Below are 21722 nucleotides of genomic sequence, written 5' to 3'. Positions count from 1 at the left end.
ACCAACCTTGACAGCACCGCGACTTTTGGCGTCGCCGACCGGTCCGCCGCCAGCGTGTGAGCCGGCGCCTCGTCAAGGCCGTTGCGCACCACGGCGATGTGGTTCGGGTTCACCCCGAGGCCGGTGAGATCCCTTGCCGATGGCAGCGACACGGTGACGTACTGGTTGCGACGGTGCAGCCATGGTGACAACCGCGACTCGACGAACCAACCGAAACGAGCCATCGCGGGCCCCGCTACCGGCCACTGCTCGCGGTGGCAGTGGTGCACGAGTACAGCGACGCGGCGGCCGTAGGCCAGGCGCGCCAGGAACGGGATTCCGTTCTGGGTGTCGATCACGACGTCGGGCCGGACCTTCCGCAGCGGTCCGAGCCCGATGCGCGCGAGGACCATCGCCAAGCCCGCCCAGATGTAGACCGAATAGGAGCCGCCCGCGCGATGGACCCGCACACCGTCGGTGACCTCGTGTCGCGGCACGCCCGGATACCGCGCGGTGCGCAGCGTGACCTTGATGCCGGACTCGGCGAGCTGCGCGCCGATGCGCTGAAGGTAGGCCTCGCTGCCGCCACCCTGAGGGTGGCCGGTGTCGCGCCAGCACAGCAGCAACACGGAACGGACGGGTCGGCCAGACATCCGTGCCAGCGTAGCCGCTGCGTATGGTCGGCTTGATGTCCGCTACCGAGCTTTTCGCGCGGCGTGCGACGTTGCCGCGGTCGCTGCGGCTGCTCAGCGAGTTCCGCTTCGAGCAACGCGACCCCGCCCGGTTCTACGGATCGCTCGCGAGGGACACCGCCGCGATGGTCGCCGATCTGTGGCGCTCGGCGAATGGAACGTCGCCGGCGGGCCGCACGCTGCTGGACGTCGGCGGCGGGCCCGGTTACTTCTCCGCCGCTTTCGCCGACGCCGGGATCGACTACATCGGCGTCGAGCCCGACCCAGCCGAAATGCATGCCGGACCGGGCGTGACCGACGGCTCCACCTACGTCAGGGCGTCGGGCATGGCGCTGCCGTTCGCCGACGCCAGCGTGGACATCTGCCTGTCGTCCAATGTCGCCGAGCACGTGCCGCAGCCGTGGCGGCTGGGCCGCGAGATGCTGCGAGTCACCAAACCCGGCGGCTTGGTGGTGTTGTCCTACACCGTGTGGCTGGGCCCGTTCGGCGGCCACGAAATGGGGCTGACGCACTATCTCGGCGGTGCCAGAGCGGCCGCGCGGTATGCCCGCAAGCACGGCCATCCACCGAAGAACAACTACGGCTCGTCATTGTTCGACGTGTCGGCTGCCGACGGGCTGCAGTGGGCCGCGTCCACCGGAGCATTGATCGCCGCATTTCCCCGCTACCACCCGCGATGGGGTTGGTGGATGACGAAAGTGCCGGTGCTCAGAGAGTTCCTCGTGAGCAATCTGGTGCTGGTCTTGCGGCCGCCAGCACCTGTTGACTGAAACAGGTTCTCGTTTCGTCGATCGCTAGGTAGGGTGGCGCACATGACGCAGGGCATCAAGGATCAAGCGACCGCCTACAAGACGGAGTACGACAAGCTGTTCATCGGCGGCAAGTGGGTGGAGCCGTCGACCTCCGAGGTCGTCGATGTGTATTCACCGGCGACCGGCGAGAAGGTCGGCCAGGTGCCGCTCGCCGCCGAGGCCGACGTCAACGCGGCCTGCGCGGCCGCACGTAAGGCGTTCGACGAGGGCACGTGGGCCGAAACGCCTCCAGAGGAACGGGCCGCGGTGATCGGCCGGGCGGTCAAGCTGGTCGAGGATCGCGCCGACCTATTCAAGCATCTGCTCAAGCTCGAGACCGGCCAGCCCGCGACGATCGTCGACATGATGCAGTACGGCGCGGCGGTGTCGACGCTGCAGTACTACGCCGGTGCGGCCGACAAGTTCGCCTGGACCGAGATCCGCGACGGCATCTACGGCCAGACGCTGGTGCGTCGTGAACCCATCGGCGTCGTCGGCGCCGTCGTCGCCTGGAACGTGCCGCTTTTCCTGGCCGCCAACAAGCTGGGCCCCGCACTGCTGGCCGGCTGCACGGTCGTGCTCAAGCCGGCCGCGGAGACGCCGCTGTCGACCAATGCGCTCGCCGAGGTGTTCGCCGAGGCCGGCCTGCCCGAGGGCGTGCTGTCGATAGTGCCCGGCGGCCCGGAGACCGGCCGCGCGCTGACCGCGAATCCTGAACTCGACAAGTTCACCTTCACCGGCAGCTCCGCGGTCGGCAAGGAGATCGCCAAGCTCGCTGCCGAGAAGCTGAAGGCCTGCACGCTGGAACTCGGCGGCAAGTCGGCGGCCATCCTGCTCGAGGACGCCGATCTGGACGCGACGCTGCCGATGCTGGCGTTCTCCGGCGTGATGAACTCCGGTCAGGCCTGCGTCGCCCAGACCCGCATCCTCGCGCCGCGCTCGCGCTATGACGAGGTCGTCGAAAAGGTGGCCGGTTTCGTAGCCGCGATGCCCGTCGGCCTGCCCGACGATCCCAACGCCGCGATCGGTCCGCTGATCTCGGAGAAGCAGCGCGAGCGCGTCGAGGGCTACATCAAGAAGGGCATCGAGGAAGGCGCTCGGCTGGTCACCGGCGGTGGCAGGCCCGAGGGTCTCGAGACCGGCTGGTTTGTCCAGCCGACGGTGTTCGCCGACGTGGACAACTCGATGACCATCGCGCAGGAGGAGATCTTCGGCCCGGTATTGGTGGTCATCCCCTACGACACCGAAGACGACGCCGTGCGCATCGCCAACGACTCGGTGTACGGCCTGGCCGGCAGCGTGTGGACGACGGACAACAAGAAGGCGTTGGAGATCGCGTCGAAGATCCGCACCGGCACCTACGCGGTCAACATGTACGCGTTCGATCCCGGCGCGCCCTTCGGCGGCTACAAGAACTCGGGCATCGGCCGCGAGAACGGACCGGAGGGCATCGAGCAGTACGTGGAGCACAAGAGCGTGCTGCTGCCATTCGGCTACACACCGGAGTAACAGGCGCGAGCTAGAAGGCTTCCTCGCGCAGGTCCATGATCGTCAGGTCGACGCTCTCGACGATCTTGCGTTCCGCGGTCAGTCGCGGCAGTACGTTCTTGGCGAAAAAGGTTGCCGCGGCGACCTTTCCGTCGTAGAAAGCGTGTTCGCGGTCGCCTTTATCGCCGTCGAGGGCGGCCAGTGCGATCTCGGCTTGCTCGAGCAGCAGCCACCCGATGAGCAGGTCGCCGACGGCCAGCAGGAACGGAACCGACTCCAGCCCAAGGCGATACACTTCGCGGGCGTCGCGCTGCGAATTGACCAGGTAGCCCGTCAAGGCAGCCACCATCGCCTGCAGATCGGCGAGCGCAGTGGCCAACAGGGTGCGCGCATCGGCTAGCTCGGGCCTGGCCGTGTCGCTGCCGAGGAACTGCTGAATCCGGCCGACCACATGCTGCAGGGCCACGCCCTTGTCACGGGCGATCTTGCGGAAGAAGAAGTCCTGCGCCTGGATCGCCGTGGTGCCTTCGTACAGTGAATCGATCTTGGCATCGCGGATGTACTGCTCGATCGGATAGTCCTGCAGGAAACCTGATCCGCCGAACGTTTGCAGCGATTCGGTCAGGCACTGATACGCGCGCTCGGAGCCGACGCCCTTCACGATCGGCAGGAGCAGATCGTTGACCCGGTGTGCCATTTCGCCGTCGGCGCCCGACACGATGCTTGCGACGGCGACGTCCTGGTGGGCAGCGGTGTAGAGGTAGAGGGCCCGCAGCCCTTCTGCGTACGCCTTCTGGGTGAGCAATGCCCGGCGCACGTCGGGGTGGTTGACGATCGCGACGCGGGGCGCCGCCTTGTCGGTCATCTGGGTCATGTCTGCGCCCTGTATGCGCGTCTTCGCGTAGTCCAATGCGTTCAAGTATCCGGTGGACAGCGTGGCGATTGCCTTGGTGCCCACCATCATTCGCGCGTATTCGATCACCTTGAACATCTGCACGATGCCGTTGTGGGTGTCGTTGACCAGCCAGCCGACGGCAGGAGATCCGTGCCGGCCGAACGTCAACTCACACGTGGCGGAGGCCTTCAGCCCCATCTTGTGCTCGAGACCCGTGACGTAGACCCCGTTGCGATCACCGGGCTCACCGGTCTGCGGATCGAACAGAAGCTTCGGTACCAGAAACAGGCTCAAGCCTTTCGTTCCCGGCCCGGCACCTTCAGGGCGGGCCAGCACCACATGCATGGTGTTCTCGAACAGGTCGTCGCTGTCGCCGTTGGTGATGAACCGCTTGACGCCGTCGACGTGCCAGGTGCCGTCGGGCTGTTGGATTGCCTTTGTCCGCCCAGCGCCCACGTCCGACCCTGCATCCGGCTCGGTGAGCACCATCGTGGCCGCCCAGTTGCGCTCGATCATCAGCGACGCCCAGTGGCGTTGTTGTTCGTTGCCGATGTCGTACAGGATGTCGGCCATTTTCGGGCCGGCCAGGTACATGAACGCAGCGGGCTGAGCGCCGAGGGCGAACTCGTTGATCGCCCACTCCACCACCGAGGGAGCGGGCACTCCGCCGATGTCCTCGACCATGCCGACGCGGAACCAATCCCCGTCGTACCACGCCCGGAACGACTTCTTGAACGACTCGGGCAGGGAGACGGTGTGCGTCGCCGGGTCGAATGTCGGCGGATGGCGGTCGGCGTCGGCGAAGGCTTCCGCCAGCGGCCCTTCAGCCAGTCGCGACGCCTCTTCGAGCATTTGGCGGACGGATTCGCCGTCGAGGTCACCGAACTCGCCGGTGGCCAGCGCCTTCTCGAGATGGAGCACTTCGAAGAGGTTGAACTGCAGGTCGCGCACGTTGCTCTTGTAATGGCCCATGAGTTTGCGCCTTCCGCTGCCTTGGCTACGGGCTGACCGTGGGGCTATGGCCGACAGACGAACGCGGCCTGGTGGGCCGCGGCTGGTTCTGCGCGAAGCCGGTGCAGGTGCCGAAGTGTCCGCCAACGCATGGGACGCCGTTCATCGTCGGAACCGGCCCGCCGGACACCACCGTCGGCGCCCCGTTGTATCCCGGGTTGTCCGCCGGGTCAGCGTTCGCGATGGGAGACGAAATGAGCGCCGCGACGCAGAGGCCGGCCAGCACAGACCGACACAATTGCGGATGTCCCGTCATGCCAACCCGCTTTCCTAGGCCTGACCCGAGCCTACGGCTCGGATCCGGGCTGAGCTGGCAACTTGCGATTATGCATCGAACCATAATCGGGCTGATGACGGCCTTGGAGCGTGGGGGCGATTTACGCCCGTTCACCAGGTGTTTACCTAGGGCAGCGTGTGACCCGGAATACATTTGTTGTGCACGTGTGTTATCAGTTCTATGCTCCAAAGCATAGAAAGCGAGGCGCACGATGTGGATCGTTGAGGTCAACTTCGCCGGGCGTCAGTTCACGCACGAGGTGCACGGTCGCGGTCGACCGAAGTTCCGCTTCAGCCCGCGCGGTATCGGCTGGCGTTTGTCGCAGCTCCGTGATCAGCGCGCGGCCTGAATTCACCGAACCGGCTGGAGGGTTCGTTCTGTCCGCAAACGCGACCAAATCGCAGTCCAAGCGAGGCTCGACCCGCACCAAGATGCTGGTCAGTGCCGCCGAGGTGTTGCGCGAGCGGGGCGCCGCTGGCGTCACGATCGACGAAATTCTGGCCCGCAGCGGTGCGCCGCGCGGATCGGTCTACTACCACTTCCCCGAGGGCCGAAATCAGATCCTGACCGAGGCTCTGCAGTACGCCGGTGAGGCGATCACGGAGGTCATCGACGAGGCCGCCACAAAGGGCGGGTTGTACCTCGTACGCCGCTTCGTCGAATTCTGGAAAGATCTCCTCGTCGAAAGCGACTTCACCGCAGGTTGTCCCGTCGTCGCCGCGGCGATCGGCTCGGCCGATGAGGAACCCCAGCTGAGTACCGTCGCCGGCAGCATCATCAGCCATTGGCGCGACGCACTCACCCGCGCGTTCGTCGCCGACGGCTTCGACGAGTCCGACGCCGCCTCCCTGGCCATCATGTGTATCGCCTCACTCGAGGGCGCCGTGGTGTTGTGCCGGTCCACACGCCTCGTCGATCCATTGCTCGATGTCGCAGGCCAGCTCGAATTCCTGATCAAGTCAAGGGAATTCGTCCGCCGTTACGGGCTACCAACGGTTGAGCGTTAAGCCTTGCGCCACCGCGCGCAGACGAATTCGCGGTTGACGGCCGATTCGGCCAGCACCCATTCCGAACGGATCGGCAGCACCCGCGAACCGGCGCCAAGCGAGCACGGCGCATAGCTGACGATCATCTCGTCGATCAAGCCCGCGGTCGCGAACTGGGCGGCCACATCTCCCCCGCCGACGACCCAGACATCCTTGCCCGCCGCCGCGGACACCAGCTTCGGATGCAGCTCCTCGACGTTGCCGTCAAACGTCTGCACCGGATGCCCCTCGACGATGATCTGCGGGCGGTGCGTCACGACCCACGACGGCTGCTCGTACATCCACTTGCCGGGATGGTTCTTGACGATCCATTCGTAGGTCGCCGAGCCCATGACCACTGCGCCAATGGATTTGATGAACGTGTCGTAGTTGAACGGCCCATCCTTGTCGATATCACGGGACGTGAGCCAGTCCAGGCTGTCGGCCTCGTCGACGATGTAGCCGTCCAGGCTGGACGCGGTGTAGTACACGGTCGTCATGTCAGCTCCTCCTCATCCAGTCGAGTGGGTCCCCCATGTCGGTGCGCACCCCGTGGCGCGCCAGCATCGCGCGAGCCAGCCCACGGCGGTGGGCCGAATAGGTCAGCACGTGCGCGACGATGCCGTACAGCTGAAACGACTCCGGCGGGTCGCAAAGCGCGTCGATGACGGTGTCACCAAGCCGCCCCTCGGCGGTGTAGTCAGAAACCATTGCACTCCAACGGTTTCCGATGTCATCGTGTAGAGCGCCCAGTTGTTGGGGTGTCGTCGACTCCGGCAGGGTGCCGTCCCGTGCCGGGAAGTCGCAGCCCTCGATCGTGGCCAGCCACACCTCCTTCGTCCACACGATGGCACCGAGCACCGCCCCCACGCTGGGTTCGGGACCGTCCCATTCGAGGATCACCTGCCCGGGTGAAATCTCCTCGGCCCATTGACCTTTCGACAGCTGGGCGGCCTGGCCGAGCAGATATGCGGTGTCGGCGACGTCGTGCGCCACCATCAGTTGAGAAATGTCAGGCTCCTTGGTGTCGCCGTCGCTGTCGAGCCACAGCGACTCCGGTGGATGGAAATGCAAGCCATTGGGCGCCGTCAACCGGAATTGCACGTCGGCCGCCCGCGACGGCGGCACCCCGAAGGTGCGGCGGAACGCGCGGGAGAACACCTCGGCCGAAGACCAACCCTCGTCGGCAGCCACCGCGGATACGCTCTGTCCCTGATGCAGCCGCCACGCCGCGCGCTCGAGCATGATGCGCCGGCGCAGCGCCGCAGGCGACTCGCCGGTCAGCCGTCGCACTTCCCTGGAGAAGTGGAACTCCGACGCGTAGCTACTGCGTGCCATGTCAACGACGTCGGCGTTGTCGGCGTCGACCACCGCATCGAGCAGTTCCCGCAGCCGGTCGCGGCGTGATCCCTCGCTCACGATCACCGAGTATCGTCGGCCGCCCGGCAGATGGACATGACGATTCCTGCTCAGGTGTCGAGGACCTCGTTGACCCGCGCCTCCAGATCCACCCGATCGCCGAGATCGGTCAGGTCGATGCCGAAGCGGTTCGTCAGTGCGTCAAGCACTTCGGTGGCACTGTCGAATCGGATCCGCTCGGTCTGGCCGCCGCGGTGAATGGCCAGATGGCGTCCGCGCAGATTCCAGCGGGCGTCGTCGGTCGCACGTGCTGCCGACAGGCCGACGACGAACACCGACTTCGGGTGCGTCGAGACATACCAACTTCCGACCTCGAGGTCGATCCGCGGCTGCGGACAAGTGGTGAACGTATAGAGCGCCTGCCACTCACCACGGATTTCGGCCTCCAGCAGTAAATCGTCGCCGTGCTCGCGCAGCCGGTACGGCTCGTGGCGGGTTTGTTGCACAGGTCCTGCTTCGAGCCGGATCGGGGAGGTCAGCGTCTGCCCGCCAAACCCCACGTCGACAAGGAATCGCCCCTCGACGCCTGGCACCGTTACCGACAGCACCTGGTGCGTCTGGGCCGGTAGCGGGCCGTTGGGGTTCATCCACACCACCCGGCCTGCGAGCCGCTCGACCCCATAGCCCAGCCCTTCGAGGACGTAGCCCATCAGGCCGTTCTGCTCGTAGCAGTAGCCGCCGCGGCGGCGCTGCACCAGCTTGTCCGTGAGCGCGGGGGCACTCAGATCGGCGACCGGGATGCCCATCAGCGGGTCGAGGTTCTCGAACGGGATGGCTTGGTTGTGGGCGGCCAGCAGCGCGTGCAGCGTCTCAACCGTCGGCGCCGCCGGTCCCGAGTAGCCGACGCGGCCGAAATACCCGGCCAGATCGGTGGTCGAGGTGTCGGTGCCCGCATCGATAGTCATGGGCCCATCCTGCGACCTCAACGCGGGTTCAGGTCAACTTCTGCGGTGGGACACTGGACGCATGGTGGCGCATTTGACCGAAGATCTGCGCGAGGATCTGCTGGCCCGGTGGTCGGAGTCGCACAGGAAGCACCACACCGTCACGCATCTGCACGAGATGCTCGACGCGATCGGTGAGCTCGCCGATGCGGGCCTTGTTTTCGACCGAGAGGCGGTCGAGCTGGCCACCTGGTTCCACGACGCCGTCTACGAGATCGGCCGCGACGACAACGAAGAACGCTCGGCCGAACTGGCGCGCGACCTGCTGGCGTCATCGCCGATCCGCGACGAGGTGGCGCGTCTCGTACTGGTGACCAAGACGCACAAGGTTGCCGACGACGACATCAACGGCGCCGTGCTGTGCGATGCCGATTTGTCGGTGTTGGGCAGCGTCCCGAGCCGATACCGCGCATACGCCGACGCGGTGCGCGAGGAGTACGCCGACGTTCCCGACGAGGTGTTCAAACCCGCTCGGGCACAAGTGCTTACGGCGTTGCTGGACGGGCCGCTGTTTCACACCGAAGCCGGCCGCTCGCGGTGGGAAGAATCGGCTCGCCGCAACGTCGCCGAGGAGATTCGCGAACTCACCCGCTAGGGGCGACCGCGCGATGGCGACTGCGACGCCACCCCGTGCCTCAATGGTGTGCCCGGTTCTGCGGCCGTCGACTCCTGGACCGGCGAACCACCGGGAGTTCCGGTGACGCCGGGCGCCTTCGTCGGATCACCGGAGGACGGCTCGGCGCCGCCATGCAGTTCCTTCAACCGCGCGTGCAGCAGTTCCAGGACCGGTATGCGGTTGCCGTGAGCTTCCTCGTGGTCGAACAGCGTCCGCACCTGAGGTTCCTCCAGAGAGCGAATACGATGCCGCAACTCGGTGAGGGGCAACTGGTCATAATCCGCAAGCGGCAGTTCCTCGCTGTGTGCCATGCCGTATCTCCTCCTTATAAGTGGGGCAGGCCATCGACCGGCTGCGCGATCCCGTCTGCGCGTCGGCTGCGCAACTGGACGGCCAAGGCAGCAACCGCGCCAAGTCCGACGAGCACCAGCGTCGGCCACATCGACATCTGCAGTAACCACAAACGCCGTTGCGCCTTGACGATTCGTTTCTGGGCATGCCGCGCCCGGGTGAGCGTCTTCATGACTAACGGTTGCCCACAACGGCGTCGCGGAAACACCCCGGGGGCCGCTCTAGTCGCGAATGTGTAGCGGAATAGGTCAAGAATCTGCACTAGCCAGAGGTGGGGATGGTGCGGTCTACTATCCCTACGTTTGCTGTACCTGGGGAGGGAGTCACAGTGGCGGGATACGGTCAGTTCTGTCCGGTGGCCAAGGCCATGGAATTGCTCGACGAGCGGTGGACCGTGCTGGTGGTTCGCGAGTTGCTAGCGGGGAGCACACATTTCAACGATCTGCGGCGTGGGGTGCCCAAGATGTCGCCGACGCTGCTGTCCAAGCGGCTGCAGACCTTGACCCGCGCCGGCGTGGTGGAGCGGTCCGAGGTTGATGGCCGCACCGTCTACAACCTCACCCCGTGCGGGCGCGAACTCGTCGGCGTGGTCGAAGCGCTCGGTGCGTGGAGCGTGCGCTGGATGAGCGATCTCGTCGAGAAGGACCTCGACCCCAGCGTGTTGATGTGGGACATCCGTCGCACGATGCCGATCGACCAATGGCCGCGGTCGCGCACCGTCGTGGCCTTCCGGTTGACGGGCGCGCCGCCCAAGGCGTCGTCGTGGTGGCTTGTCGTCGCCAACGGCAACGCCGAGGTCTGCGATTTCGACCCCGGCCACGACGTGGCTGCCACAGTTTCCACCAGCCTGCGCACACTCACACAGATCTGGCGCGGTGATCAGTCCTGGCAGCGGGCGATGATGTACGGCTCGGTCGATGTCGACGCCCCGACCGACGTCAGACGTGCAGTGCCCGCCTGGATCGGTCAGTCGACCTTGGCGGCGGTGCCGAGGCCGGCCTGACCGATCAGGTGCCGGTCCACTTCGGCGGGCGCTTCTCTGCGAACGCGATCGCGCCTTCCTTGGCGTCGTTGCTGCCGAACACCGGCAGCAGGATCTGCATCTGCTCGGCGAACATGGTCTCCGGGCTCCACCCGCGTGAGTCGACGATGATCCGTTTGGTCGCGGCCACCGCAAGCGGGCCGTTGGCGGTGATCTTCTCGGCGAGTTCGATCGCGGCGTCCAGCGCCGACCCCGGCTCGGCGAGCACGTTCACCAGCCCGAGTTCATGGGCTCGCTGGGCGGGCAGGTTTTCGCCGGTGAGCGCGAGTTGCATCGCGATCGCGTACGGGATGCGTTGAGGCAGGCGCAGCAGGCCACCGCCGCCGGCGACTAAACCGCGCTTCACCTCGGGGATGCCGAACGCCGAGTCTTTCGACGCCACAATGAGATCGGTGGCCAGCGCCAGTTCGGTCCCGCCGGCCAACGCGTAGCCCTCCACCGCCGCGATCAGCGGCTTGACCGGCGGACGCTCGGTGAACCCCATTCCGCGGCCCTCGACGACGACGTTCTCTCCACGGGCGAACGCCTTGAGGTCCATGCCTGCGCAAAAGGAGCCGCCCGCCCCGGTCAGCACGCCCACCGAAAGGCCGGTGTCTCCGTCGAGGCGGTCCATCGCGTCCGCCAACCCGCGGCTCACCGCGGCGTTCACGGCATTCTTGGCCTCGGGTCGGTTGATCGTGATGATCAAGATCCGGTCGCGCTGCTCGACGAGGACAGGGGACTCGGTGCTGTCTGCTTGGCTCACGCCGTGATGCTAACCGCCGACCTCACGCGGGCGGCGACGCCGCCTGCAGGCCGACCTCCGACATCGCGCACCGGTTGTTGCCGTCGGCGGATCCGAGCTTGGAAATCCACACCAGCACGTTCGAAACCGGGGCCGGATCCGTGATCGGGATGCGGTTCTGGCCGGGTCGCACTTGTGTCGGCGGCGTGAGTTCGGTGGTCTCGGCCAGCGTCTTCGGTTGGTCGCTTTGCGCCGCGCGGATCTGCACGACGGTGCCGACGCAGTCCAGGTCGACGGTGACCACGCCGGGCGGCGTTGGCTTTTCCAGCTTCAAGAGCAGCCCGACGCCCGACTTGAATTTCGGGAATGGATCCGCGTCGTAATACCTGTCGGTCGACCAAGCGGTGCCCGGATTGTTGTCGATCGCCGCGCCGGCCTCCTCGGGACTGTCGGGCGATCCGTCTGGCGAGAACACCGAGGCCGCCGCCGGCTGCACCCGCTCTCCGCCTTTATCTACGGTCTGCTCCGGCTGCGGTGCCGACGATGTCGGGGCCATTGGGTTCAAACCCAGCTTTTCCGGATCCATCGCCACTGGGTCGTCGTGCTCACCGAGCATGCTGTTGAGCGACGATGCCAGCGCTATCACTGCGACGACGATGATCGCCGCCGCTGTGCTCATGCCGACGCGCATGACGGATCGACGGGCCGCTGCGGCTTGTTCGTCCGGCCCGAAGCTACGAAAGCCTGCGTAGTAGCCGGGCGCAGGCACGTCGAGTGGCGGCATGACCCGACAATCCGACCCGTCGGTGGCGTCCGCGGCAGCCTGCCGAAGGAGCGTGAGAAGTGTTGCCGCGCTCGCTATTCCACCTTCTTCACGCAACAGACCCGTCACGGTGGTGGAGACGAGGAATGGTATCTGCGGATCAATCACGCAGGGTTCCGCGGGACGGCCCTCGGAGTCGAACTGGGCGGGCGCCCATTCCGTCACGTCGCAGGCCGGCCAGCAGTTGAGCAGCAGGGCATACAGCGCGCAGCCGATCCCACGCAGATCGGTCCGCGGCGTCGCCTCGAGCATGCTGGCCGGGAACGCCAACACCACATGACCGTCAGTGGTCACCCGTAGCCGGCTCGGGTGGTCGACGGAAAGCACGAGTCCCGCTCGATGCGCCTCCTCCGCGGTTGCGGCCAGAAACTGCATAGCCGTTGCGGCCGCGACAGGCGATGGTCCGGTATCGGCGATCTGCCGCAGTGTGCCGCCGGGAATCCATTCACAGACCACGACCCCGAAACTGCCGGTGTGAAGTACGTCGAGCACGCGTGCGACGCCGCGCTCTCCGATGCCCTTGAGCCGGACGGTGCGCGCCAGGATTTCGTGGACGAACTCGACCGGGAGCTCGCCGTCGGGGTCGACGAGGGTCAACGCCACGTGCTGACCCGACGCGGCGTCGACCGCCTGCCAGAACTGCAGCCGCGGCCGGCCTCCATGCCACGCGAGCAGGCGGTAGCGGCCCCCGGCGATGGCGGTTCCAGGGAGAAACTCCGTCATCGCTGGACCTCGCCTCATCAATGGCCGTCGTCCCGCCCGGCCGCGACGCCGCGCCGGGGGACGTCCCTCCCGGTGATCTGCCCAACGACATAGCCCCGCACCCGGCGTTCTAAACCGCAAAAGCGTCGCGACCAGCTCGGTGGCGGGGAAGGATGGCCCAGGTACCATCTAAAACTAGAACACGTTTCAATTCGACCCAGGGGGACCTATGGCCGCGGCCGATATCGAGCCATCGGAGCTGACCAAGTGGGATCCGAGCCTGACCCAGCGCGTAATGGGAATTACCCGGCCGTTCCTGCGGCGATACTTCCGCTCGGAGGTGCGCGGCCTGGACCACATGCCGCCGGGCGGCGCGTTGGTGGTGTGCAACCACTCCGGGGGCATCCTGCCGATGGATGTCCCGATTCTCGCCGCCGAGTACTACGAAGAGCACGGTTATGACCGGCCGATCTACACCCTGAGCCACGACATGCTCATGACAGGCCCGACCGGTGACTTCTTCAAGCGAATCGGCTATATCAGCGCCAACCACGCGAATGCCGACGAGGCGCTGCGCTCCGGTGGCCTCGTCGTGGTGTTCCCCGGCGGCGACTACGACGTGTACCGGCCGACGCTGACCGCCAACAAGATCGACTTCGGTGGTCGCACCGGCTACGTCAAGGCCGCCCTGAACGCCGGGGTGCCGATCGTGCCCACCGTGGGAATCGGCGGACAGGAAACGCAGATCTTCCTGTCGCGCGGCACCTGGCTGGCCGAGCGTCTCGGGCCGATAGCGCGGCTGGCCCGCGCCAAGATCGTGCCGATCTCATTCGGCTTCCCGTTCGGGCTGAGCGTCGTCGTTCCCCCCAACGTTCCGCTGCCGTCCAAGATTGTCATGCAGGTCCTGCCGCCGGTAGACATCGTCGCCGAGTTCGGCGAGGACCCCGACATCGACGAGGTCGACGCCCACGTGCGGCACGTCATGCAGCGGGCGCTGGACAAACTGGCCAAGGAGCGCCGGCTCCCCGTGGTGGGCTAGCCGACGATGGCACTGGACCGACTCAACCAAGCGCTGGGCCTGGTCGCCACCATGAGGCGTGCCGGGTTGATCGCGCCGATGCGGCCCGACAAGTACCTGCGCATCGCCGCCGCGATGCGGCGCGAAAACATGGGCATCACTTCGGGTTTCGCCAGCTCCGCGCAACGATGCCCCGATCGTCCCGGCCTCGTCGACGAACTGGGCACGCTGACGTGGCGTGAAATCGACCAGCGGGCCGACGCATTCGCCGCCGCACTGCAAGGATTAAACGAAACCCGCGCTCGGCCGGATGTCGCCGCTGGCGCGGCTCCGCTAGTAATCGGCATCATGGCCCGCAACCACCGCGGCTTCGTCGACGCGTTGATCGCCGCCAACCGGATCGGTGCCGACGTGCTGCTGCTCAACACGTCGTTCGCCGGGCCCGCTTTGGCCGAGGTAATCAATCGTGAAGGCGCGGATACATCCCTGGCAATCATCTACGACGAGGAGTTCACCTCCACCGTCGACCGTGCGCTCACCGACAGCCCGGACACGACGCGCATCGTGGCCTGGACTGATACCGATGGCGACGTGTTGACCGTCGAGAAGCTGATCAGTGAGCACACCGGCAAGCAGCCTCAGCGCGCCAGCTCAAAGAGCCGAGTCGTCCTGCTCACCTCCGGCACCACCGGAACTCCCAAGGGCGCCAGGCATTCCGGCGGTGGTCCCGAGGTCCTCAAGGCCATCCTGGACCGGACTCCGTGGCGGGCAGAAGAACCCGTCGTCATCGTGGCGCCGATGTTCCATGCGTGGGGTTTCTCGCAGCTCGCGTTCGCGGCGTCGATGGCTTGCACGATCGTGACCCGTCGCAAGTTCGATCCCGAGGCCACCCTCGAGTTGATCGACCGTCACCGCGCCACCGGGCTGTGTGTGGTCCCGGTGATGTTCGACCGGATCATGGAACTGCCCGACGACGTCCGGGCCCGCTACAGCGGCCGGTCGCTGCGGTTCGCCGCCGCATCGGGCTCGCGGATGCGGCCCGACGTCGTCATCAAGTTCATGGACCAGTTCGGCGACGTCATCTACAACAACTACAACGCCACCGAAGCAGGCATGATCGCCACGGCCACGCCACAGGACCTTCGGGCCGCGCCCGACACGGCGGGCAAACCCGCAGAAGGTACCGAGATCCGCATCCTTGACGCCGATTTCCGTGAGGTGCCGACCGGTGAAACCGGCAGCATCTTCGTGCGCAACTCCACCCAGTTCGACGGCTACACCTCAGGGAAGACGAAGGACTTCCACGAGGGGTTCATGTCATCGGGTGATGTCGGCTACGTCGACGAAGCGGGCCGGCTGTTCGTGGTCGGCCGCGACGACGAGATGATCGTGTCGGGCGGAGAGAACGTCTACCCGATCGAGGTGGAGAAGACGCTGGCCGCTCACTCCGACGTCACTGAGGCGTCGGTGATCGGGGTGGACGACGAGCAGTTCGGGCAGCGGCTTGCCGCATTTGTGGTTTTGAATGACGGTGCTGCGGCTACACCGGAAGAACTTAAACAACACGTTCGAGAGAGTTTGGCGAATTACAAAGTGCCCCGAGAGATTACGATCCTCGACGAGCTGCCGCGCAATAGCACCGGCAAGATCGTCCGCCGCGACCTACAAGCCCGCGTCAGCGGTGGGTAGGCGCCGCTTTCCGCTGCTGCGTGCGGCCGCGGAACTTCTCAACGCCGCCAACGGCGCGCAGCCAGTCGGGCGTGAGGGATACATCACCCTTCCCGTGTTCGCGTTCGGCTGGCCCACCACCGAGATGTCGCCGCTGTACATGGCCGGCTCGATGCTCGATGCACTGCGCCGTGGCAGGCGCGGCGACTTCAAGGGCTGGCGTGGCCGAATCGCGTTGCTGCTCACCGCGATCGCCTGGGCGCTGCTGTGGCTGACTCACCGCCGAAATGTGCAGTCGCGGCCGTACTTCGAGGAGCCACTGCGCGAGGCGCTGGGCGATGACTACGAAAGAATCGCCGCGAAATCGCAGCCGGCTAGGCGTCGTGTCCGCGTCGGTGTGTGGCCCAACGAACTGGTGCGTCGCCGCTATGTCGAGAAGGCGAGCATCGTGCAATACGGTCCGCACCGTCGGGTGAACCGCGCCGACATCTGGAAACGGGCCGACCTGCCGAGGGACGGGCGTGCCCCCGTGATACTTCAGGTGCCCGGCGGCGCATGGGCGATCGGCATGCGGCGGCCACAGGCCTACCCGCTGCTCAGCCACCTGGCCGAGCGCGGCTGGGTATGTGTGTCGATCGACTACCGGGTGAGCCCTCGTCATACCTGGCCGGACCACATCGTTGACGTCAAGCGCGCGCTGGCCTGGATCAAGGAGAACATCGCCGACTACGGCGGCGACCCGGACTTCGTCGCAATCACCGGCGGATCGGCAGGCGGTCACCTGGCTTCACTGGCGGCGCTCACCTCCGACGACCCGCAGTACCAGCCAGGATTCGAGGATGCCGACACGTCGGTGGTGGCCGCTGTGCCGATCTACGGCCGCTACGACTGGTTCACGGCCAAGGGGTCCGGCCGCAAGGAGTTCATCGGCTTGCTGCAGAAGTTCGTGGTCAAGAAGCGGTTCGTCGACAACAAGCAGGTGTACCTCGACGCGTCACCGATCAAGCGGTTACGCCCTGATGCACCACCGATTTTCGTTCTGCACGGGCAAGACGACTCCATTATTCCTGTCCAGGAAGGCCGTGAGTTCGCCGAGGCGCTGCGCGAGGTCTCCCAGTCAACCGTCGCCTACGCCGAGATCCCGCACGCCCAGCACGCATTCGACTTCTACTACGGGTCACCGCGGGCGCACTACACGGCCCAAGCCGTCGAGACGTTCCTGTCCTGGGTGCACGCAAAGAAGCGTGCTGTCGCGTCGAATGGCCACTCGGCGGTGGACGCTACTGCGCCATAGCGGATTCGACGACCGTCAGCTCCTCGGGAAGTCCTGCGGCCTTACGGATTTCGATGAACGCCTCGATCATCGCGTCCGTCAGCTCGTGCGGGTCTTCCAGTGTGGACCCGTCGGACAGCACCGAGATGTTGAGCTGGTCGACATAGCTCCACACCGTGATGTTGAGACCACTGCCCGTGGTCAGCGGACCCACGGAGTAGAGCTCGGTGACCAGTGCGCCACCGACCCGGCCCGGTTCGCGCGGACCGGGCACATTGGAGATCGGCAGGTTCAGCACCTTGTTCTGGCCGTCCTTGTTGGCCAGCCAACGGAACACCGCCTCCGCCGGGGCCGGCGGGAAATACGCCGACCACCGGCTCACCAGTTCCGGACCGATCAAGTTGTGACTCTCCTTGGCGGACAACGCGGCTTCGCGGGCGTTGCGCACCCGATCCAGCGGATCCTCGCAGTCGGTGGGCAGCGCCACCAGCACGCCGGTGAATCTGTTGCCCGAGATCCGGTCCGGCGAGAAATCAAAGCTCACCGGCACGGATGCCAGCAGGGGATGGTCGGCGTGGCCGTCGTAACGCAGCAGGAGTCGCCGCAGTGCGCCGGCCGAAATCGCCAGCACCATGTCGTTGATGGTGACACCCAGGTGCTTGCCGGTGTGCTTGACATCGGCGAGCGCCAGCGTCGCCGTGGCGAACTTGCGTACGGGATCGACCTTGTGGTTCATGAAGGTCGGCGGCGGGGTGAACGGACGGGTCAGCTCGGGCGACAGCTTCCGTGAGCTGCGCCGCACCCGGGCCATCCCCTGCGCGGTGTAGCGGACCACGCCCGGCAGCCGCCCGAGTTGCCGGAGGTGGTCGGCGAACGCCGTCCGCACCAACTCGCCTTGGGTCGGCGCCGGGTCCGTCGCATAAGAATCCCGGTCGATCGGCGGGCCCTGTCGCGGATCCATCCCGCGCGCCAACAGATTGGCCGAGGCCACACCGTCGGCCAGCGCGTGATGGATCTTGCCAAGCACAGCGATGCGGCCATTGGCCAGGCCCTCGATGAAGTACATCTCCCACAGCGGACGGTTGCGATCCAGCGGCGTGCTGGCGATCTTGCCGACCGCCTCGTCCAGTTGGCGGCGGCCGCCCGGGCTGTCCACTCGGTACGGCCGGACGTGATACTCGAGGTCGACCTCGCAGTTCTCCCGCCACATCGGGTGATGCATCTTGAGGGGAATCTCGACCAACTCGTAGCAGAACGGCTCCAGCTTGTGTAACCGCCCGCGGATCACCTTGCGGAAATCGTCGATACCGAACTTGCGGGTGCCCAGGTCGGAGATGTCGATCACTGCAAGCTTGAGGGTGTGCATGTGCACATCCGGCGTCTCGCTGTACAACAGCACAGCGTCCCACCCGCTAAGCCTCTTCACCTCTACCTCCTACGTGGAGGCGTCTATACAACCTCTTTTGCCCCGGCGACGGTCCGGTTTCGGTGAATCTGGTTGAGGAACAAGCCGATTGCGGTCGCCATCGAGCCGGTGCGGGCCCCGTCGATCATGTCGAAGGCGTGACCGGCGCCCGGCAACTCGGCATAGCTCACCACTGACTGCGACACCGCCCGCAGTCGCTCGACGAAGCTGCGGGCCTGCTCGACGGGAATCACCGAGTCGCCGGTGCCGTGGATGACAAGGAACGGCGGCGCCTTGGGATGAATCCGCGCGATCGGCGAGGCCTTCCGGAAGATCTCCGGGTGACGGGACATCTTGCGCTTGACGACGACCCGCTCGAGGAAATCCATGAACCGGGCGCGTTCCGCGGTGGAGCGGTCCTCCCAGTCGTAGCGACCATAGATGCCGACGACAGCGTCGACCGAGGTGTCGGAACCCTCCGGCAGTTCGGCCTGCATCTCTGGGTCGTTGACGGTCAGCCCGGCCAGGGCGGACAAATGCCCACCGGCCGACGTACCTGCTACCGCCACGAAATTGCGGTCGCCACCGAACTTGTCGACGTTCGCCCGGGCCCACGCGATGGCGGCCTTCACGTCGGTGATGTGGTCGGGCCAGCGGTGGTGCGGAGCCACCCGGTAGTCGATGGACAGGCACACCCAGCCCATCTCGGCCAGATGCGACATCAGCGCGTAGCCCTGCAGCATCCGGCTGCCGTGAATCCAGGCCCCACCCGGGACGAAGATCAGCACCGGCGCGGGCTCGGCGGGCAGATCTTTGCGCCGCCATACGTCGAGCAGCTGTGACGGATGACTGCCGTAGCGCACCGATGAGCGGTACACGCTGCGGCGATGCTCCCGAAGCTTCCACAGCGGCGGGGCGCCCTCTGGGGCGGGCCACTCGATCGCCAGGTCCTCGGCGCGCACGATGCCGCGCAGCGCGGCATCGACCACGTTGTGGGTGGCGTCGCGCTCCAATCGGCGCACCTCAGCGTTGCCGGGGCTAAGCCAGGACTTCGCGGTGGCTTCCAGGAATTCCGGCATGTGCCGGTATCCCCAGATGCCCATGGCGGTCATACCGCCAAGGGGCTCAAGGTGTTTCCCGATAACTGGGAGCGAAGCCGATGCGACGCTCATCGCCAGCATGTAATCAGTAGGACCGGCACGCAGCAACCACCTGGCGCGCGCCCACATGTCCGGTCGTACCGTCATTTCGCGACTGTACCCCGCGGACGGATTCTCAAACGACAACATTCCGAAGATGTCTACTCATGACATTTTCAAGATCAGCTGTGACCTGCGTCATATGTACTGCTTCCGGGTCCTGCGCGATAGCTTTACTTGACGACCGTCAAACGTAAAGAGGACTTCCACCGTGAGTAAGTCAGCACTCGCCATCACCGAGGAACACAACGACCTGGCCGACGCCGTGTTCGGGCAGTTGAACCGCCTGAACAGCCGCGCTGCCGCGCGCTCGACGCTCGAGGGCGGATCTGCACATCCCGCCGACGTATGGTCGGCGGCCACCGATCTTGGATGGACCGGGCTGGCCATCGCCGAGGAACACGGCGGTTCGGGTTACGGCCTGGCCGAATTGGCAGTGGTTCTGGAGGCGCAGGGCCACGAGCTGTGTCCAGGACCGTTCCTGCCGAGCGTGTCCGCGGCGGTGGTTCTCGACCGGTGTGCGCCGGATTCGCTTCGCGCACAATTGCTTCCGGGACTCGTCGATGGCAGCACCATCGGTGCCGTCGCGTTGTCCGGCAGCGTCACGATCGGTTCCGACCTGGTGGTCACCGGCGAGAGCCCAGCCGTGTTGGGCGCCCCCGACGCCGACCTGTTGGTGGTCGCGGCCGGAGAAGACCTCGCAGTGCTCGATGCCGGCGCCGAGGGCGTCACGATTACGTCGCTGACCGCGCTGGACACCACTCGCAGCGTCGGGTCTGTCGAGTTGCGCGGGGTGAATATCGCCGAGGATCGTGTGCTGCGTGGTGCCGCGCGAAAGGCGCGCACGGTCTTCCGCATCCTGGCATCCGCCGAAGCGGTGGGGACCAGCTGGGCGACGCTGGAGATGGCCGTCGAATACGCCAAGGTGCGCGAACAATTCGGCAGAACCATCGGCACCTTCCAGGCGGTCAAGCACCACGCAGCCAACATGCTGGTGAACGCCGAAGAGACCACTGCCGCAACGTGGGACGCGGCCCGCGCCGACGACCTCGACAGCGCCTGGTTCGCAGGCGCGGTCGCCGCATCGCACGCCATCCGCACCCAAATCTTCAACGCACAAAACAACATTCAGCTGCACGGCGGCATCGGCTTCACCTGGGAACATGACGCCCACCTCTACCTGCGCCGGGCCCGCACGCTGGCCGCACTCATGGAAGACGGCGCCGACCCGCTGTTGGACGTCGTCGAAGCGCAGCGCAGCGGCCAAGCCCACGGTGCGTCGTTCACGCTGCCGCCGGAGGCCGAGGAGCACCGCAGCAAGGCCCGCGAAGCCGTCGCAACAATCAGGTCCCTGCCCGACGACAAACAGCGTGACTTCCTTGTCGACTCGGGGTATCTGGTGCCGCACTGGCCCAAACCGTGGGGCCGCGCCGCCAATGTGCTCGAGCAGCTTGTCATCGAGGAGGAGTTCTCCGGGATCGAGCGGCCGGACATGGGCATCACCGGGTGGGTGGCGCTGACCATCGCCCAGGCCGGAACCGATGACCAACGCGAGCGTTGGGTGGAGCCGGTGCTGCGGGGTGAGGTGATGTGGTGCCAGCTGTTCTCCGAGCCCGGCGCGGGCTCCGATGCCGCCGCTGTGCGCACCGTGGCGAAGAAAGTCGACGGTGGGTGGCGGGTGACCGGCCAGAAAGTGTGGACGAGCCTGGCGCAGTTGTGCCAGTGGGGATTGGCCACCGTGCGCACCGACCCCGACGCGCCCAAGCATGCGGGCGTGACGATGATGGCGATCGATATGAAAGCCCCTGGCGTGACGGTGAATCCGCTGAAGGGCATCACCGGGGACGCCCATTTCAACGAGGTCTTCTTCGACGACGTTTTCGTCCCCGACGAGGACGTGGTGGGAGATGTGAACAAGGGCTGGCTGGTGGCCCGCGCGACGCTGGGCAACGAGCGGGTGTCCATCGGCGGCGGTTCCGGCGGTACCGTCGGCTTCAGCCCGGATCACCTGATCAAGCTGCTCGACGCCTCGCCGTCGCCTGCGAACTACGTGCGGCGGGCCGGTGAGTGCATTGCCGAGACGCATACCTTGCGGCTGCTCAACCTGCGCCGGGCGAGCCGGGCCATTGCGGGGGCCGAGCCGGGCCCGGAGGGCAACGTGACCAAGCTGCTGGTCGCCGAGTCCGGTCAGCGGATCACGGAGTTGGGTATGGAGTTGGCGGGGCCGGCGGCCGTGGTGGAACAAGCTCCGAAGCTGACGCGCAGCTATCTCGGAAACCGGGCGATGACCATCGCAGGAGGCACGTCGGAGATCACCCGAAACACGATCGCGGAGCGGATTCTCGGCCTGCCGCGCGATCCGCTGCTCAAGTAGGAGGAA

At 66.1% G+C, this 21722-nt stretch carries 21 protein-coding genes; 9 read left to right on the top strand and 12 right to left on the bottom strand.

The window, feature by feature from the left end; genetic code table 11:
* A partial coding sequence (locus VFH65_RS15550) for a glycosyltransferase (protein WP_353322617.1) occupies positions 1 to 632 on the bottom strand: 632 nt, incomplete at its 3' end.
* 35 nt (positions 633 to 667) lie between these two features.
* Between VFH65_RS15550 and VFH65_RS15545 the strand changes: the two genes are divergently transcribed.
* Positions 668 to 1441: a class I SAM-dependent methyltransferase gene (locus tag VFH65_RS15545; protein ID WP_353322616.1), complete on the top strand. Its 774-nt coding sequence runs from the start codon at positions 668 to 670 to the stop codon at positions 1439 to 1441.
* Positions 1442 to 1483: 42 nt separating this feature from the next.
* Complete coding sequence (locus VFH65_RS15540; protein WP_353322614.1) at positions 1484 to 2971, top strand: aldehyde dehydrogenase; 1488 nt, start codon at positions 1484 to 1486, stop codon at positions 2969 to 2971.
* 10 nt (positions 2972 to 2981) lie between these two features.
* Here VFH65_RS15540 and VFH65_RS15535 read toward each other — a convergent pair whose 3' ends face one another.
* Together VFH65_RS15535 and VFH65_RS15530 are read right to left on the bottom strand one after the other, a co-directional pair.
* Positions 2982 to 4817: an acyl-CoA dehydrogenase gene (locus tag VFH65_RS15535; protein ID WP_353322612.1), complete on the bottom strand. Its 1836-nt coding sequence runs from the start codon at positions 4815 to 4817 to the stop codon at positions 2982 to 2984.
* Between the two features lie 25 nt (positions 4818 to 4842).
* Positions 4843 to 5112 carry a hypothetical protein gene (locus VFH65_RS15530; RefSeq protein ID WP_353322611.1) on the bottom strand — a complete coding sequence of 90 codons (270 nt, stop codon included), beginning with the start codon at positions 5110 to 5112 and terminating at the stop codon, positions 4843 to 4845.
* Between the two features lie 452 nt (positions 5113 to 5564).
* On the opposite strand from VFH65_RS15530, the gene VFH65_RS15525 reads away from it, so the two are divergent.
* Positions 5565 to 6140, top strand: a complete 576-nt coding sequence (locus tag VFH65_RS15525) for a TetR/AcrR family transcriptional regulator (RefSeq protein WP_353322609.1) — start codon at positions 5565 to 5567, stop codon at positions 6138 to 6140.
* Here the strand turns inward: VFH65_RS15525 and VFH65_RS15520 are convergent.
* The 3 genes from VFH65_RS15520 to VFH65_RS15510 are packed head-to-tail and all read right to left on the bottom strand — an operon-like array spanning position 6137 to position 8482.
* The gene (locus VFH65_RS15520; RefSeq protein WP_353322608.1) at positions 6137 to 6658 is read right to left on the bottom strand and encodes a dihydrofolate reductase family protein; all 522 of its coding nucleotides are present in this window, start codon (positions 6656 to 6658) and stop codon (positions 6137 to 6139) included. The two genes, VFH65_RS15525 and VFH65_RS15520, sit on opposite strands and share 4 nt — an antisense overlap.
* A 1-nt stretch (position 6659) precedes the next feature.
* Positions 6660 to 7580 (bottom strand): helix-turn-helix domain-containing protein, encoded by a 921-nt coding sequence (locus VFH65_RS15515; protein ID WP_414688431.1) that lies wholly within the window; start codon positions 7578 to 7580, stop codon positions 6660 to 6662.
* A gap of 47 nt (positions 7581 to 7627) precedes the next feature.
* The gene (locus VFH65_RS15510) at positions 7628 to 8482 is read right to left on the bottom strand and encodes an arylamine N-acetyltransferase family protein (protein ID WP_353322605.1); all 855 of its coding nucleotides are present in this window, start codon (positions 8480 to 8482) and stop codon (positions 7628 to 7630) included.
* A 61-nt stretch (positions 8483 to 8543) separates the two neighbouring features.
* Here VFH65_RS15510 and VFH65_RS15505 point away from each other — a divergent pair, with 61 nt between their 5' ends.
* Positions 8544 to 9116 (top strand): hypothetical protein, encoded by a 573-nt coding sequence (locus tag VFH65_RS15505; protein WP_353322604.1) that lies wholly within the window; start codon positions 8544 to 8546, stop codon positions 9114 to 9116.
* Here VFH65_RS15505 and VFH65_RS15500 read toward each other — a convergent pair.
* On the bottom strand, positions 9113 to 9448 hold the full coding sequence (locus VFH65_RS15500; protein WP_353322602.1) for a hypothetical protein: 336 nt from the start codon (positions 9446 to 9448) through the stop codon (positions 9113 to 9115). The genes VFH65_RS15505 and VFH65_RS15500 overlap by 4 nt on opposite strands.
* A gap of 14 nt (positions 9449 to 9462) precedes the next feature.
* Complete coding sequence (locus VFH65_RS15495) at positions 9463 to 9660, bottom strand: hypothetical protein (RefSeq protein WP_353322600.1); 198 nt, start codon at positions 9658 to 9660, stop codon at positions 9463 to 9465.
* 156 nt (positions 9661 to 9816) lie between these two features.
* On the opposite strand from VFH65_RS15495, the gene VFH65_RS15490 reads away from it, so the two are divergent.
* Positions 9817 to 10491 (top strand): winged helix-turn-helix transcriptional regulator, encoded by a 675-nt coding sequence (locus VFH65_RS15490; protein ID WP_353322599.1) that lies wholly within the window; start codon positions 9817 to 9819, stop codon positions 10489 to 10491.
* A 4-nt stretch (positions 10492 to 10495) separates the two neighbouring features.
* Here VFH65_RS15490 and VFH65_RS15485 read toward each other — a convergent pair whose 3' ends face one another.
* The gene (locus tag VFH65_RS15485; RefSeq protein ID WP_353322598.1) at positions 10496 to 11275 is read right to left on the bottom strand and encodes a crotonase/enoyl-CoA hydratase family protein; all 780 of its coding nucleotides are present in this window, start codon (positions 11273 to 11275) and stop codon (positions 10496 to 10498) included.
* Positions 11276 to 11297: 22 nt separating this feature from the next.
* Positions 11298 to 12800: a protein kinase family protein gene (locus VFH65_RS15480; RefSeq protein WP_353322597.1), complete on the bottom strand. Its 1503-nt coding sequence runs from the start codon at positions 12798 to 12800 to the stop codon at positions 11298 to 11300.
* A 208-nt stretch (positions 12801 to 13008) separates the two neighbouring features.
* Here VFH65_RS15480 and VFH65_RS15475 point away from each other — a divergent pair, with 208 nt between their 5' ends.
* Genes VFH65_RS15475 through VFH65_RS15465 form a run of 3 tightly spaced genes read left to right on the top strand, consistent with a single transcriptional unit; the run spans position 13009 to position 16759 of the window.
* On the top strand, positions 13009 to 13818 hold the full coding sequence (locus tag VFH65_RS15475; RefSeq protein WP_353322596.1) for a lysophospholipid acyltransferase family protein: 810 nt from the start codon (positions 13009 to 13011) through the stop codon (positions 13816 to 13818).
* A 6-nt stretch (positions 13819 to 13824) separates the two neighbouring features.
* Positions 13825 to 15486, top strand: coding sequence for an acyl-CoA ligase FadD12 (fadD12, locus tag VFH65_RS15470; RefSeq protein ID WP_353322595.1), 1662 nt, complete (start codon positions 13825 to 13827; stop codon positions 15484 to 15486).
* On the top strand, positions 15479 to 16759 hold the full coding sequence (locus VFH65_RS15465) for an alpha/beta hydrolase (protein WP_353322594.1): 1281 nt from the start codon (positions 15479 to 15481) through the stop codon (positions 16757 to 16759). Before fadD12 ends, VFH65_RS15465 begins: the two co-directional genes overlap by 8 nt.
* On the opposite strand, the gene VFH65_RS15460 is transcribed toward VFH65_RS15465, so the two are convergent.
* Together VFH65_RS15460 and VFH65_RS15455 are read right to left on the bottom strand one after the other, a co-directional pair.
* Positions 16746 to 18164 (bottom strand): WS/DGAT/MGAT family O-acyltransferase, encoded by a 1419-nt coding sequence (locus VFH65_RS15460; RefSeq protein ID WP_353322593.1) that lies wholly within the window; start codon positions 18162 to 18164, stop codon positions 16746 to 16748. The two genes, VFH65_RS15465 and VFH65_RS15460, sit on opposite strands and share 14 nt — an antisense overlap.
* Before the next feature lie 23 nt (positions 18165 to 18187).
* Entirely contained in the window at positions 18188 to 19390 is a 1203-nt protein-coding gene (locus tag VFH65_RS15455; protein ID WP_353322592.1) for an alpha/beta hydrolase, read from the bottom strand.
* Between the two features lie 163 nt (positions 19391 to 19553).
* Here VFH65_RS15455 and VFH65_RS15450 point away from each other — a divergent pair, with 163 nt between their 5' ends.
* Positions 19554 to 21716, top strand: a complete 2163-nt coding sequence (locus VFH65_RS15450; protein WP_353322590.1) for an acyl-CoA dehydrogenase — start codon at positions 19554 to 19556, stop codon at positions 21714 to 21716.
* Positions 21717 to 21722 lie beyond the last annotated feature (6 nt).

Source organism: Mycobacterium sp. (genome assembly GCF_035697385.1).
GTDB lineage: Bacteria > Actinomycetota > Actinomycetes > Mycobacteriales > Mycobacteriaceae > Mycobacterium.
This window is presented reverse-complemented; position numbering and strand designations above follow the sequence as displayed.

Bases quoted from the DNA above. Each gene is read 5' to 3' on its own strand.
- VFH65_RS15530 (WP_353322611.1), bottom strand. From the start codon at position 5,112: ATGACGGGACATCCGCAATTGTGTCGGTCTGTGCTGGCCGGCCTCTGC.
- VFH65_RS15495 (WP_353322600.1), bottom strand. From the start codon at position 9,660: ATGAAGACGCTCACCCGGGCGCGGCATGCCCAGAAACGAATCGTCAAG.
- VFH65_RS15455 (WP_353322592.1), bottom strand. From the start codon at position 19,390: ATGACGGTACGACCGGACATGTGGGCGCGCGCCAGGTGGTTGCTGCGT.
- VFH65_RS15505 (WP_353322604.1), top strand. From the start codon at position 8,544: ATGGTGGCGCATTTGACCGAAGATCTGCGCGAGGATCTGCTGGCCCGG.
- VFH65_RS15480 (WP_353322597.1), bottom strand. From the start codon at position 12,800: ATGACGGAGTTTCTCCCTGGAACCGCCATCGCCGGGGGCCGCTACCGC.
- VFH65_RS15510 (WP_353322605.1), bottom strand. From the start codon at position 8,482: ATGACTATCGATGCGGGCACCGACACCTCGACCACCGATCTGGCCGGG.
- fadD12 (WP_353322595.1), top strand. From the start codon at position 13,825: ATGGCACTGGACCGACTCAACCAAGCGCTGGGCCTGGTCGCCACCATG.
- VFH65_RS15525 (WP_353322609.1), top strand. From the start codon at position 5,565: ATGCTGGTCAGTGCCGCCGAGGTGTTGCGCGAGCGGGGCGCCGCTGGC.
- VFH65_RS15540 (WP_353322614.1), top strand. From the start codon at position 1,484: ATGACGCAGGGCATCAAGGATCAAGCGACCGCCTACAAGACGGAGTAC.
- VFH65_RS15520 (WP_353322608.1), bottom strand. From the start codon at position 6,658: ATGACGACCGTGTACTACACCGCGTCCAGCCTGGACGGCTACATCGTC.
- VFH65_RS15535 (WP_353322612.1), bottom strand. From the start codon at position 4,817: ATGGGCCATTACAAGAGCAACGTGCGCGACCTGCAGTTCAACCTCTTC.
- VFH65_RS15475 (WP_353322596.1), top strand. From the start codon at position 13,009: ATGGCCGCGGCCGATATCGAGCCATCGGAGCTGACCAAGTGGGATCCG.
- VFH65_RS15545 (WP_353322616.1), top strand. From the start codon at position 668: ATGTCCGCTACCGAGCTTTTCGCGCGGCGTGCGACGTTGCCGCGGTCG.
- VFH65_RS15500 (WP_353322602.1), bottom strand. From the start codon at position 9,448: ATGGCACACAGCGAGGAACTGCCGCTTGCGGATTATGACCAGTTGCCC.